This window comes from Streptomyces sp. NPDC102258, from assembly GCF_055584685.1.
Window position 1 is genome coordinate 263695 of sequence record NZ_JBVJLO010000006.1, and the last position, 12148, is coordinate 275842.

Annotated in this window: 12 protein-coding genes; 4 read left to right on the forward strand and 8 right to left on the reverse strand. The window is 74.6% G+C overall.

Translation table 11 applies throughout. The annotated features are described in order from the left end of the window. Positions 1-4: 4 nt before the first annotated feature. On the reverse strand, positions 5-760 hold the full coding sequence (locus ACZ6ZT_RS13130; RefSeq protein ID WP_469718835.1) for a hypothetical protein: 756 nt from the start codon (positions 758-760) through the stop codon (positions 5-7). 556 nt (positions 761-1316) lie between these two features. On the opposite strand from ACZ6ZT_RS13130, the gene sepH reads away from it, so the two are divergent. Continuing rightward, positions 1317-2384: a septation protein SepH gene (sepH, locus tag ACZ6ZT_RS13135; RefSeq protein WP_469718837.1), complete on the forward strand. Its 1068-nt coding sequence runs from the start codon at positions 1317-1319 to the stop codon at positions 2382-2384. 52 nt (positions 2385-2436) lie between these two features. On the opposite strand, the gene ACZ6ZT_RS13140 is transcribed toward sepH, so the two are convergent. Then, complete coding sequence (locus ACZ6ZT_RS13140) at positions 2437-3270, reverse strand: sulfurtransferase (protein ID WP_469718839.1); 834 nt, start codon at positions 3268-3270, stop codon at positions 2437-2439. A gap of 177 nt (positions 3271-3447) precedes the next feature. On the opposite strand from ACZ6ZT_RS13140, the gene ACZ6ZT_RS13145 reads away from it, so the two are divergent. Further along, positions 3448-4239 (forward strand): VOC family protein, encoded by a 792-nt coding sequence (locus tag ACZ6ZT_RS13145; protein ID WP_469718840.1) that lies wholly within the window; start codon positions 3448-3450, stop codon positions 4237-4239. A gap of 4 nt (positions 4240-4243) precedes the next feature. Here ACZ6ZT_RS13145 and ACZ6ZT_RS13150 read toward each other — a convergent pair whose 3' ends face one another. Together ACZ6ZT_RS13150 and ACZ6ZT_RS13155 are read right to left on the reverse strand one after the other, a co-directional pair. Further along, entirely contained in the window at positions 4244-5029 is a 786-nt protein-coding gene (locus ACZ6ZT_RS13150; RefSeq protein WP_469718842.1) for an SGNH/GDSL hydrolase family protein, read from the reverse strand. Next, positions 5016-5585: a PadR family transcriptional regulator gene (locus tag ACZ6ZT_RS13155; RefSeq protein ID WP_469718844.1), complete on the reverse strand. Its 570-nt coding sequence runs from the start codon at positions 5583-5585 to the stop codon at positions 5016-5018. The genes ACZ6ZT_RS13150 and ACZ6ZT_RS13155 overlap by 14 nt, the downstream gene beginning before the upstream one ends. 107 nt (positions 5586-5692) lie before the next feature. Between ACZ6ZT_RS13155 and ACZ6ZT_RS13160 the strand changes: the two genes are divergently transcribed. After that, positions 5693-6136, forward strand: coding sequence for a nuclear transport factor 2 family protein (locus tag ACZ6ZT_RS13160; RefSeq protein ID WP_469718846.1), 444 nt, complete (start codon positions 5693-5695; stop codon positions 6134-6136). A gap of 43 nt (positions 6137-6179) precedes the next feature. On the opposite strand, the gene ACZ6ZT_RS13165 is transcribed toward ACZ6ZT_RS13160, so the two are convergent. The 4 genes from ACZ6ZT_RS13165 to ACZ6ZT_RS13180 are packed head-to-tail and all read right to left on the reverse strand — an operon-like array spanning position 6180 to position 11520. Beyond that, complete coding sequence (locus ACZ6ZT_RS13165; protein WP_469718848.1) at positions 6180-6830, reverse strand: thymidine kinase; 651 nt, start codon at positions 6828-6830, stop codon at positions 6180-6182. Positions 6831-6887: 57 nt separating this feature from the next. Further along, complete coding sequence (locus tag ACZ6ZT_RS13170) at positions 6888-8093, reverse strand: alkaline phosphatase family protein (protein ID WP_469718851.1); 1206 nt, start codon at positions 8091-8093, stop codon at positions 6888-6890. Beyond that, a complete protein-coding gene (locus ACZ6ZT_RS13175; protein ID WP_469718853.1) occupies positions 8093-8689 on the reverse strand; it encodes a DUF5998 family protein in 597 nt (198 codons plus the stop codon). The genes ACZ6ZT_RS13170 and ACZ6ZT_RS13175 overlap by 1 nt, the downstream gene beginning before the upstream one ends. Before the next feature lie 47 nt (positions 8690-8736). Further along, on the reverse strand, positions 8737-11520 hold the full coding sequence (locus ACZ6ZT_RS13180; protein WP_469718855.1) for a bifunctional acetate--CoA ligase family protein/GNAT family N-acetyltransferase: 2784 nt from the start codon (positions 11518-11520) through the stop codon (positions 8737-8739). A gap of 209 nt (positions 11521-11729) precedes the next feature. Between ACZ6ZT_RS13180 and ACZ6ZT_RS13185 the strand changes: the two genes are divergently transcribed. After that, positions 11730-12011 (forward strand): HPr family phosphocarrier protein, encoded by a 282-nt coding sequence (locus ACZ6ZT_RS13185; RefSeq protein ID WP_361773359.1) that lies wholly within the window; start codon positions 11730-11732, stop codon positions 12009-12011. Positions 12012-12148 lie beyond the last annotated feature (137 nt).

The window sequence follows — 12148 nt, forward strand, 5'->3', positions numbered from 1 at the left end:
CGGTTCAGGGGGCGCCGCCGCCCTGCTCGCCCGTGCTCGCACCACCGGCGGACGACGGGGCCGGCTTCGAGGGCGTCGTCCCGCCCGGGGAGGCCGGCGGGCTCGGCGTCACCGGCGGCTCCGGGTCCCCGGAGGGCGAGGCGCCCGGCTTGGGGCTCCGGCCGCCGGAGCCGTCGGACGCCGAGGGGCTGGGCGAGCTCCCCGGGCCGGGGGTGGCGCCGTCCTTCCCGCCATGCTCCCCGGCGCCCCCGCCGTCCCGCTCCTGCCGCCGCTCCCGCGGCGGCGGGGACGGCTTGTGGTCGGGGGCCTTGCGGGTGCCGGCCGACAGCAGGGTGTCGCCGCCCTTGCTGACCGAGGTGCCGGCGAGGGCCTCGTACGTCCCGAGTCCGCCGATGGCCAGGGCGAAGGCGGCCCCGGAAGCCACCGCGGTACGCCTCCAGCCCCGTACGCGCGTGCCGTGCACGGTCGCCTCGCCGAACTCCCCCGGGGCCGGGGCCTCCTGCGGAGCGTCCCCGGCGCCCGGCGCGGACACCCGGCGGGCCCGGGGCCGGGCGGCGCTCTCGCGCAACTGGTCGCCGGTGCGCCGGAAGACGTGCTGGATGACCGGGCCGCCCGCCGTGGCGACCACGCTCACCACGCCGGCGCCGAGGATCGTCCCGTACACGCCCAGCTGGGAGGCGAGCAGGGCCGCCGCCACGGTCGCCAGGGAGGAGCCCGCGATCTGGGCCACGCTCAGATCGAGCGCGCCACCCCCGCTCACCTTCGGCTCCTCCGGTCCGCTTCCGCTTCCCCGCGCCGCCTTCTGACCCATCGCCATCCCCGGTCTGTCCCGCCTCTCGCGCTTCTCCTCTTCCAGCAGTTACTGACAGCTGGGCGAAAGGGATAGTTCCGTTTCTGGGGATTCTGTGAAGCAAGACACCCGAAAACGGACGCGCCCGCAGGTGGGCCCGGCGGTGGGCCCGATTTCGGGCAGCCCAACTCCCGCCGCGCCGGACAACTTCGGCGGCGCGGCGGTCCACCCAGGTGGCCCGAATGGAGTACTGTGGCGAGCCCTGGGGCCGTCCTTCCTTACGGATGTCCGGACCCGGGAGAGGGGGCCGGCTGATGGAAAAACGGCGCTCAAGACCGGTGATGCCGCGGTATCGCACGGACTCCTGCTGCGCACAGTAACCAACCGGTCACTGTGCGTGCCCAACAGGTAACCGTGCCATAACGTCGATCAAGGGCGCATGCCCGACACGCCGGTTGAACACGGCAAGGTTGTGGCAGGCTGCACCCGGGCAGGCCACACTCGACTAGCGGAAGCAGCGACGCACGTGACGTCGGCAGGCACCACCCGGGAGGTCCCCATGCCCGAACTGCGTGTCGTGGCCGTCTCGAATGACGGAACACGACTGGTGCTCAAGGCTGCGGACAGCACGGAGTACACGCTTCCGATCGACGAGCGGCTGCGGGCTGCCGTGCGCAATGACCGCGCACGCCTGAACCAGATCGAGATCGAGGTGGAGAGCCACCTCCGCCCGCGCGACATCCAGGCCCGCATACGGGCCGGTGCCTCCGCTGAGGAGGTCGCTCAGCTCGCCGGCATCCCGGTCGACCGGGTCCGCCGCTTCGAGGGTCCCGTCCTGGCCGAGCGCGCCTTCATGGCGGAGCGGGCCCGCAAGACCCCCGTACGGCGCCCCGGCGAGAACACCGGGCCCCAGCTCGGCGAGGCCGTACAGGAACGCCTCACCCTGCGCGGGGCCGACAAGGACTCCGTCCAGTGGGACTCCTGGCGCCGCGACGACGGCACCTGGGAGGTGCTGCTCGTCTACCGGGTGGCCGCCGAACCGCACTCCGCGAGCTGGACCTACGACCCGCCGCGCCGGCTGGTCGTGGCCGTGGACGACGAGGCGCGCTCCCTGATCGGCGAGTCGGACGACCTGCCGTCGACCCCGGAGCCGAGCTTCCCGTTCGTGCCGAGGATCGCCCGGCTGCCCCGGGACCGGCCGCTGGACCGGGCCCTCGACCGGCAGATCGAGCGCCCCGACGCCCGGCCCGCGCCCGTACCGGAAGCCGAGGAGGAACGGGACACGCTGACCAGCCTGCTGGAAGCGGTTCCGAGCTTCCGCGGGGACCTGGTGGTCCCGGACCGGACCGAGCGCGCCGAACTCCCCGACGAGGAGCCCGAGACCGAGGAACCGCCCGCCGCGGCGGCGTCCGCCGGCGCCGGCGCGGCGTACGCGGACGTGCTGATGCCGCGTACGGTCGCGGGTCACCGCGAACGGCTCACCGGTACGACGGACCGGCAGGCCGAGGCCGACGGGGTCCGCCCCGGGCGGCGCGCGGCGGTGCCCAGCTGGGACGAGATCGTCTTCGGCACCCGGCGCAAGAAGCAGGAGTGAGCGGCGGCCGTCGCGGTGGCACCCCGAGCGGGCGCCACCGCGACGTGCCGTGCTACGGGTTCGGGCCGGTGGCCACGGGCCGCTCCGGGTCCGAGGACCACTGTGACCAGCTGCCCGCGTAGAGGGCGGAGTCGAAGCCCGCCACCTCCAGGGCCAGGACCTCGTGCGCCCCGGAGACCCCCGAACCGCAGTACACGCCCACCTCGCCGGCGTCCGAGGCGCCCAGCGCGGCGAACCGGGCGCGCAGTTCGGCCGCGGGCCGGAACAGGCCGTCCGCCCCGGTGTTCTCCGTGGTCGGGGCCGACACCGCGCCCGGGATGTGCCCGCCCACCCGGTCGATGGGCTCCACCTCGCCCCGGTAGCGCTCGCCCGCCCGGGCGTCGAGGAGCAGTCCGGTACGGGCCAGCGCGGCCGCCCCGTCCGCGTCCAGCAGTCCTCGCGCGCCAGGGTTTGGCTTGAAATCGCCCTCTGCCGGTGTCGGCGTGTCGGTCGTGACCTCACCGCCCGCGGCCGTCCACGCGGCCAGTCCCCCGTCCAGCACGCGCACGTCCGGGTGACCCGTCCAGCCCAACAGCCACCAGGCGCGCGCGGCCGCCCAGCCCTGACCGCCGTCGTAGACGACCACCGGCGTGTCCGAGCGGACCCCGGCGCGGCGCATCACGGCCCCGAAGGCCTCCGGTTCCGGCAGCGGATGGCGGCCGCCCGACCCGGGCGGACCTGCCAGTTCGCGGTCGAGGTCGACGTACACCGCGCCGGGCAGGTGCCCGGCCTCGTACGCGGGACGCTGGTCGAGGCCGCCCAGCTGCCAGCGGATGTCCAGGAGCACCGGCGGCCGGGAACCGGCCATCTCGCTCATCAGTTCGGAGGAGGAGAGGATCGCAGTCATGGGCTCATCTTCCTCCCCCCACGGGGTACCCGGGTAACGAGCCGGACATCGGCGGCCCACAGTGATTCGGTCATCTCTGCACGGGCCCCGGCCACCCGGCCCGGTCGGGGGGCGCCGGGTGCCGGGGGGTGGAAGCATCAGCGGGGCAACGGGACACGACGGCAGGAGACGGCTGACATGACGGCGGAAGCGGGGGCCTCACAGCGCCCGCCCGGCACACCGTGCTGGGTGAGCCTGATGGTGCACGGACTCGGGAACACCGAGGACTTCTACGCGGACCTCTTCGGCTGGGAGTACGAGCCGGGCCCGAACCAGCTCGGCCCCTACGTCCGGGCCCTCCTCGACGGCCAGGAGGTGGCGGGGATCGGCGAGATGCCGCCGGACCGGCACCTTCCGGTGGCCTGGACGACGTACTTCGCCACCGACGACGCGGACGCCACGGCGGAGGCGATCCGCTGTTGCGGCGGGACGGTCGCGGTCGGCCCGCTGGACGCCGGGGCGGCGGGCCGGATGGCGATCTGCTCCGACCCGCTGGGTGCGATCTTCGGGATCTGGCAGGCCGGGGCGCATCCGGGAGCGCGGCGGTACGGGGTACCGGGGGCGCCGGTGTGGAACGAGCTGGTCACCCAGGACACCTCGACGGTCGGCAAGTTCTACCAGCACGTCTTCGGGCACGAGGTGGAGGAACACCCCGACGCGTCCGCCGACTTCGACTACCTGACGCTGCGCCTGGACGGCCGTCCGGTCGCAGCGGTGCACGGGGTCGGCCGGTCGCTGCCGCACGACCGGGGGCCGCACTGGATGACCTACTTCGAGGTGGCGGACCCCGACGCGGCCGCCGCGCGGGTGGCCGGGCTGGGCGGCCGGGTCGTCGGCCCGCCGCGGGACGGCGTACGCGGCCGGGTGGGCGTGGTGGCCGACCCGGAGGGCGCGGTCTTCGCCCTCGTCCGTACGACCGCCGGGACGTAGGGCCCTAGGCCGCCGGGGCTTCGAGCGGGAGCGGGCCGGGGCGCTTGGCGGTGCGGCCGTCGCCGGAGGAACGGCCGCGCAGCCGGCGGCCGAGCCAGGGGCCGAGGAACCCGGCCGCCCAGGCGAGTTCGGCCGCCGCGTCGCGCAGTGGGCCGCGCGGCGGCAGGGGCGGCAGCGGGTGCGTCCAGGTGTCGTCGCTGCCCGGCAGGCCGAGCGCCTCGGCGAGGGCGGCGGCGATCCGCGCGTGGCCGAGGGGGCTGGCGTGGAGCCGGTCGGTGCTCCACATCCGGGGGTCGGTGGCGGCGGGCACCCGACCGGTTTCGGCCACGGCGACCCCGTGCCGGGCGGCGGCCTCGCGGATGCGGTCGTTGAGGTCGAGCACGCGCGGACGCAGCGGCTTGGCCAGCGGCGCCACCTCGGCCACGTCGGGGAAGGTCACCGTGGCGACCCGGGCTCCGGCGGCCGTGAGCGCGGCGAACATCACCTCCAGGTGCGCGGCCGTCGCGGCGGCGTCGAACCGGGGCCGGAGCACGTCGTTGACCCCGGCGACGACGGTGGCCACGTCGGGGCGCAGGGCGAGGGCGGGGGCCAGCTGTTCGGTACGGACCTGGCCGGCGAGCCGCCCGCGGACGGCGAGGTTGGCGTAGAGCAGGCCCGGGTGGGCGGCCGTGAGGTGGCCGGCGAGCCGGTCGGCGAAGCCGCGCAGGCCGACGGAGTCGTCGCCGTCCCCGAGTCCTTCGGTCTGGCTGTCGCCGAGGGCGACGTAGCGCAGGGGTTCAGCGTGTGGCACGGGGGTTCTCCCTCTCCTTGAGGACGGCCGCGATGCGCAGGCACCAGTCCCGGTGTTCCCGCTCGAATGCCAGGCCGCGCAGGCCGGTCAGGTAGGCGCCGACGCGCTCGCCCCGGATCAGGTACTCCGCTTCGTCCCGGTCCCCGCGCATCCCGCGCAGCAGCCCCGTGAGCAGCTCGATCTTGGCCGCCGACGCGGTGGCGCGCTCTTCGAGCTGCGCGATCACGGCGGCGGTGCCGATGCGGTCGGCGGTCTGCACCTTGACCAGCAGGTCGTCGCGGATGAAGGAGGGCTTCGACGGCGTGGCGGCGAACTCCTCCAGCTCGGCGCGGCCGGCGTCGGTGACGCGGAACAGGCGTTTGTTGGGCCGGTTCTCCTGGACGACCTGGCGGCCGGCGACCAGCCCGTCCTTCTCCAGCTTGGCGAGCTCGGCGTACAGCTGCTGCGGGAGGGCGTGCCAGAAGTTCGCCACGCCCACGTCGAAGGCCTTCGCCAGCTGGTATCCGCTGTACTCGCCGTCGAGCAGCGCCGCCAGCACCGCGTGTCTCAATGCCATCGCGGCACCCCCTTCCGTTCCGTCGTCCTCCCCGGCATCATACTCAAAAAAGTGACTAGTCATATTCTTGAGTACTGAGTGAGTGAGTGCTCGCCCGAGGAGGGCTCATGGAGACTGCCGAACGCTTCCGCGCCGCCGTGGAAAAGAGCGATGTGAGCGCGCTGGAGGACCTGTTCACCGAGGACGTCCGCCTGTACAGCCCGGTGAAGTTCACGCCCTTCGAGGGCAGGGAGATGGTGCTGGGCCTCTTCGGCGTGCTCGCACGGGTGTTCGAGGACCTGCGCTACCTGGGCCGGCTGGACGGCGCCGCCGAGACCAGTGCCGACGGCGAGGAGGCCCCGTCGGTGATCCTGCCGTTCCGGGCCGAGGTGGACGGCCGGCAGATCCACGGCATCGACCTGCTGCAGTTCGACGAGCAGGGCCGGATCAAGGAGTTCACGGTGATGGTCCGCCCCCAGTCCGCGGTCCACGCCCTGGGCCGGGCGGTCATGGCGGGCCTGGTGGCCGACGGCCTGGTCCCCGCCCCGCCGGCCACGCCGCCGGCCCCCTGACGGCTCCGCCCGGGACCGCACGACCGGGCGCCGAGGAGGACGGTCAGGCGCGGCCCACCGGGAGGACGTCCGGGGAGAGGGCGCCGGCGTGGGCGGCGGCAGAGGTCATGCGGCGGCGGTGGTGGCGGCGGCAGAGGACCTCGTAGCCGATCTCCCCCGCCGGGCGGTTCACGTCGCCGACGACGACCTGGGCGCCCTCGACGACCATCTCCCCGTCCACCGTACGGGCGTTGTGCGTGGCGCGGGCCCCGCACCAGCACAGGGCCTCCACCTGGAGCTGTTCGAGACGGTCCGCCAGCTCGATCAGCCGCTGCGAGCCGGGGAAGAGCTTCGTGCGGAAGTCCGTGGTGATACCGAAGGCGAAGACGTCCATGTCGAGGTCGTCCACGATCCGCGCCAGCTGGTCGATCTGGTCCGGGGTCAGGAACTGCGCCTCGTCCACGATCACGTAGTCCGCCCGGCCGCCCGCCGACAGCTCCCCCACGAGGTACGCGTACACGTCCATCCCGTCGGTGACCTCGACCGCGTCCGTCACCAGCCCCAGCCGGGAGGAGAGCTTCCCCTCACCGGCCCGGTCCTGCCGGGTGAAGATCACGCCCTGCAGACCGCGGGCGGAGCGGTTGTGGGTGATTTGCAGAGCCAGGGTGCTCTTTCCGCAGTCCATCGTTCCGGAGAAGAACACCAGCTCGGGCATGGGGAGTTCGGACCTTCCAGGTCAGGGGCGGGGGGAGGGTGGGCCGGGCGGTGCCGGTCAGGTGCGGATTTCGAGGAGCGGGACCAGCTGCTCGGCCGGGGTCATGGAGCCGTGCATGCCGACGAGCGCCGACTCGTTGGGCTCGTTGCGGGAGGCGGTGATCGCCACGTCGGCCTGGGCGGCGGCGATCACGTCGCCGATGCGGCCGAGGACCCGCTCGTCGCACTCCCCCGGCGTCCCGAACCAGCCCAGTTCCAGGGCCTCTTCGCGGCTGGCGACCCAGAAGCGGTCGCCGAGCACCTCGCGCCACACGGTCAGGACGTCGGCCTCGGCGCCCGGGACCGCGTAGACGTGCCGGGCGCGGCCCTCGCCGCCGAGCAGGGCGACGCCCGCGCCGAGTTCCCAGTCGTCGTCGAAGTCGATCCGGGCGTCCTCGTCGAAGGGGATGTCGACCATGCCGTGGTCGGCGGTCACGTACAGGGCGGTGCGCGGCGGCAGCTGCTCGGCGAGCCGCTGCACGAGCCGGTCGACGTACATGAGCTGGCCGCGCCAGGCGTCGGAGTCCACGCCGTGCCGGTGTCCGGCCCCGTCGAGCTCGCTGTAGTACGTGTACACGAGCGAGCGCTCCCCGGCGGCGAGCTGGATCGCCGCGAGGTCCATCCGCTCCTCGCCGGTCATCCGGCCGTGGAAGGTGCCGCCGCTGAGGGCGATCTTGGTGAGCGGGGTGCTCTGGAAGGCGGGCGCGGAGACCTGCGCGGTGTGCACCCCGGCCGCGTCGGCGAGCTGGAAGACGGTCGGGTACGGCTGCCAGGGCTTCGGCGGGGTCCACGGCTGCCAGCGGAGCTGGTTCATCAGCTCGCCGGAGGCGGGGTTGCGCACGGCGTAGCCGGGCAGACCGTGCCGGGCGGGGGGCAGGCCGGTGCCGACGGAGGCCAGCGAGGTGGCGGTCGTCGCCGGGAAGCCGGCGGTGATCGGCCGGCCGGTGCCGCCGCGCGAGCCGGCGAGGAGGGAGGTCAGGTACGGGGCCTCGGCCGGGTGGGCCTTGATCTGCTCCCAGCCCATGCCGTCGACCAGGAACACGCAGTTGCGGTCGGCCGGGGTGAGCTCCGCGATCCCGGCGGCGAGGCCGGGGACGCCCTGCCCGGCGGCCAGGGTCGGCAGCAGGTCGGCGAGCGAGCCGGTCCCGTAGTGCGGGACGGGTGCGCCGGCCAGGTCGAGCAGTTCCGGTTCGTCCTGCCAGTTCGGCGGCGCGGAGTACGACATCAGCGGGCGGAGGCGGCGGTCGCCGCGGTGGCTTCCGAGAGCGCCTGGGCGAAGACCAGCGTCTGGCGGACCGTCTCCGGACCGTCGCCGGCCTCGCTGACCCGCAGGCTGAGGTCGTCGGCGGTGGAGTTGCCGGTGTAGCCGTGGTCGGCGTCGCAGTTCTGGTCGCCGCAGGCGGCGGGCTCCAGGTCGATGCGGGAGACCGCGCCCCAGCCGATGGTCAGCACGACCTCGCGGGGCAGCTGGCCGGGCGTGTACGACTCCGGGTTGGCCACGACGCGGCTGAGCACCACCGAGGAGATGCTGGCGAGCTTGACCGACTCGGTGGAGGTGGTCGCGTACGGAGACGGGGACCCGGCGTCGGCCGCCTGCTCGTCGGTGTGGCTGACGATGAAGCGGTTGCCGGTGAGCACCAGGACGGTGACGTGCCGGCGCACCTCGTTGGAGTCGAAGGTGGTCTCCTGGTGGACCAGGTACGACGAGATCGGCTCGCCGCCCACGGCGGCCTCAACCGCCTCGGCCACGAGGGCCGGGTAGTAGCCGCTGCGCTCGATCGCCGCGCGCAGCCCCTGGGTCGTCGTACCGGATTTCGCCATGAGGTCCATCCTAAGGCCCGTCCGGGGTCCCCCCGCCTGTCCGGCGCTCAGTAGCTGGGGAGGGTGCGCGGGCCGAGGTCGGTCCGGGCCGGCGGGTGGCCGACGCGGACGGTGGCGCTGAGCACGGAGAGGCCCTCGGTGGCGACGACGACCGGTTCCAGGGAGACGGCGCTCACCTCGGGGTGGTCGTCGACCAGCCGGGACAGCCTGAGCAGCAGTTCCTCCAGGGCCGGGGTGTCGACCGGGTCGCTGCCGCGCCAGCCGAAGAGGAGGGGCGCGGCGCGCAGCGAGCGGATCAGCGCGGCCACGTCCCGGTCGGTGGCGGGGACCAGGCCGTGGGCGGTGTCGCCGAGCAGCTCGGAGGCGACTCCGGCGAGCCCGAAGGACAGGACGGTTCCGGCGGCCGGGTCGACCACGGCACGGACGACGGTGTCCACGCCGCGCGGGGCCATGGCCTGGACGACGGGGAGCAGCTCGGCGGGCTTGCCGAGGGCCTCGGTGAGCTCCTCGTACGAGCGCCGCAGCTCGGCCTCGGTGGTCAGGTCGAGGCGTACGCCGCCCAGGTCGGCGCGGTGGCGCAGGTGCGGGGCGGTGGTCTTGAGGGCGACCGGGTAGCCGAGGATCCGGGCCGCGCGGACGGCGGCGTCGGGGCCGGGGGCGGGCATGACGGGCCGCACCCGGATCCCGTAGCGGGCGAGCAGCGCGCGGGCCCCGGCTTCGTCCAGGGTCACGGCGGCGCCCTCGGGGACGCCGGTCAGCAGGGCGGAGAGCTGGGCGGCGGCGCCGGCCTCGTCGATGTCCTCGTACTCGGGGACGTGGCCGGCCTCGGTGTGGGCGCGGCGCCACTGGCCGTAGCGGACGGCTTCGGCGAGGGCCTTCACGGCCCGCTCGGCGGCGGGGTAGGCGGGGATCCCGCGCGCGGGGCCGGGGGTGGCGGGGGGCTCGGCCGGGGGTGCGGCCGGAGCGGGGGCGGGCGGCGCGGGCGGGGCGGCGCGTACGGCGGACAGCGCCTCGACCAGGGCGCCGAGCTCCACGTGCACCACCGCCACGGGCTTCCCGGGAACCTCGGCGGCCGCCTCCCGCAGCGCCTCGGCGAGGTCGTCGGCCGCCGCCTGCTCGTTCACCCAGGGGATGGCGGTGACGACGACGGCGTCGCAGTCGTCGGAGGCGAGGGCCGCGGACAGGGCGCCGCGGAAGTCCGCCGGGGTGGCGGCGGTGGTCAGGTCCAGCGGGGGCAGCGGGCGCAGGCCCTCGGTCAGGCAGGCGTCGTACGTGAGGACGCCGAGGGATTCGGAGTTGCCGAGGATGGCCACCCGCGGTCCGGCCGGGACCGGCTGTCCGGCCAGCAGCAGGCCGACGTCGACCAGCTCGGTGACGGTGGCGACGCGGATGACGCCCGCCTGCCGAAGCAGGTCGGAGACGGTGGCGTCGGGCAGCCGGGTGCCGGGGACCACGTGCCCGGCGGGGGTGTGGCGGCCGCCGCGCGCGACGACGACCGGCTTGACGGCGGCGGTGCGGCGGGCGAGCCGGGTGAACTTGCGCGGGTTGCCGAGGGTCTCCAGGTAGAGCAGGGCCACGTCGGTGGCTTCGTCGTCGTACCAGTACTGGAGGATGTCGTTGCCGGAGACGTCCGCCCGGTTCCCGGCGGAGACGAAGGACGAGAGGCCCTCGCCGCGCCGCAGTAGCCCGGACAGCAGGGCGATCCCGATCGCGCCGGACTGGGTGAACAGCCCGATCCGGCCGCGGGCGGTGGCGGGGGCGGGGGCCAGCGAGGCGTTGAGCCGCACGTCCGGGGCGGTGTTGATCACCCCGAAGGCGTTCGGGCCGATGAGCCGCATCCCGTACGAGCGGACCTGCCGGACCAGTTCGCGCTGGCGGGCGAGGCCCACCGGGCCGCTCTCGCCGTATCCGGCCGACAGCACCACCAGCCCCTGGACGCCGTGCTCCCCGCAGGCGGCGACGGCCTCGGGGACCCGGTCGGCGGGGACGGCGAGGACGGCGAGATCGACGGGGGCACCGATGTCCGCGAGGGTGCGGTAGGCCCGTACGCCGTCCAGCAGGTCGCCCTCCATACCGGGGGCGCGGGCCGCGTTGACGGCGTAGAGGTGTCCGTGGAAGCCGCCGTCGCGCAGGTTGCGCAGCGCGGCGGCGCCGACGCCGGAGCCGGAGCGGCTGACGCCGATCACCGCGACGGAGCCGGGGGCCAGCAGCCGCTGGACGGAGCGGGCCTCGGCGCGCTGTTCGCGGGCGCGCTGGACGGCGAGGGACTCGGCGGTGGGTTCGAGGTCGAGGGTGAGGTGGACGGAGCCGTCCTCGAAGCTGCGCTTCTGCTGGTAGCCGACGTCCGTGAACACCTTGATCATCTTGGTGTTGGCGGGCAGCACCTCGGCGGCGAACCGGCGGATGCCGCGCTCCCGGGCGACCGCGCCGATGTGTTCGAGGAGGGCCGAGGCGACTCCGCGCCCCTGGTGGGCGTCCTGGACGAGGAAGGCCACCTCGGCCTCGTCGGCGGGCACCGGGGCGGGTCTGCCGTCGGGGCCGATGCGGTCGAAGCGGACGGTTCCGATGAACTCGCCGCCGATGGTGGCGGCGAGGCCGACCCGGTCCACGTAGTCGTGGTGCGTGAAGCGGCGCACGTCGCGGTCGGAGAGCCGGGGGTAGGGGGCGAAGAAGCGGTAGTACTTCGACTCGTCCGAGACCTGCTCGTAGAAGCTGACCAGGCGGCCCGCGTCCTCGGTCGTGATGGGGCGGATCCGGGCCGTGCCGCCGTCGCGCAGCACGACGTCCGCTTCCCAGTGGGCCGGGTACGAGGGGTCCGACGCGGTGGTCATGGGGCCACCTTAAGGGGCGCTGGCCCGGTGGCGGAGCGGGCCGGCCGGGGCCCGGCGGCCCGCGCGCGGCGGATCCGGCGGCCCGGGGCAAACCAGTGCAAGCTGGGGAGGGTCCAACGGCGGCGGATCCGGGCCGAAGGTCGGTCCGGGCAGTCCGGGGGTCGTGAGAGACTGGTCTAGACAACCGTAAGAACCTGAAGGGCATCACCATGGCAGAGCGCCGCGTCAACGTCGGCTGGGCCGAGGGCCTGCACGCTCGTCCCGCCTCGATCTTCGTCCGTGCGACGACCGCTTCCGGCGTCCCGGTGACCATCGCGAAGGCGGGCGGCGACCCCGTCAACGCCGCTTCCATGCTGGCGGTCCTCGGCCTGGGCGCCCAGGGCGGCGAGGAGATCGTGCTCGCTTCCGAGGCCGAGGGCGCCGACGCCGCCCTGGACCGCCTCGCGAAGCTGGTCGCCGAGGGCCTTGACGAGCTCCCGGAGACCGTCTGACCCTTCGGGTCCGGTAACGCCGAAGCCGCGGTCCCCGCTCCGGGGGCCGCGGCTTTCGCGTTTCCCGCCTTCGCCCCGGCGCGGGGATTCCCGGGAATACCGTGCCGCGGACGGCAGGAATTCCGCGCATGGAAATA

What these genes read in the sequence shown, in the direction of transcription:
- ACZ6ZT_RS13175 (WP_469718853.1), bottom strand. Translation starts at nt 8,689, where the DNA reads ATGGCGAAATCCGGTACGACGACCCAGGGGCTGCGCGCGGCGATCGAG.
- ACZ6ZT_RS13185 (WP_361773359.1), top strand. Translation starts at nt 11,730, where the DNA reads ATGGCAGAGCGCCGCGTCAACGTCGGCTGGGCCGAGGGCCTGCACGCT.
- ACZ6ZT_RS13155 (WP_469718844.1), bottom strand. Translation starts at nt 5,585, where the DNA reads ATGGCATTGAGACACGCGGTGCTGGCGGCGCTGCTCGACGGCGAGTAC.
- ACZ6ZT_RS13165 (WP_469718848.1), bottom strand. Translation starts at nt 6,830, where the DNA reads ATGCCCGAGCTGGTGTTCTTCTCCGGAACGATGGACTGCGGAAAGAGC.
- ACZ6ZT_RS13145 (WP_469718840.1), top strand. Translation starts at nt 3,448, where the DNA reads ATGACGGCGGAAGCGGGGGCCTCACAGCGCCCGCCCGGCACACCGTGC.
- ACZ6ZT_RS13140 (WP_469718839.1), bottom strand. Translation starts at nt 3,270, where the DNA reads ATGACTGCGATCCTCTCCTCCTCCGAACTGATGAGCGAGATGGCCGGT.
- ACZ6ZT_RS13180 (WP_469718855.1), bottom strand. Translation starts at nt 11,520, where the DNA reads ATGACCACCGCGTCGGACCCCTCGTACCCGGCCCACTGGGAAGCGGAC.
- ACZ6ZT_RS13170 (WP_469718851.1), bottom strand. Translation starts at nt 8,093, where the DNA reads ATGTCGTACTCCGCGCCGCCGAACTGGCAGGACGAACCGGAACTGCTC.
- ACZ6ZT_RS13160 (WP_469718846.1), top strand. Translation starts at nt 5,693, where the DNA reads ATGGAGACTGCCGAACGCTTCCGCGCCGCCGTGGAAAAGAGCGATGTG.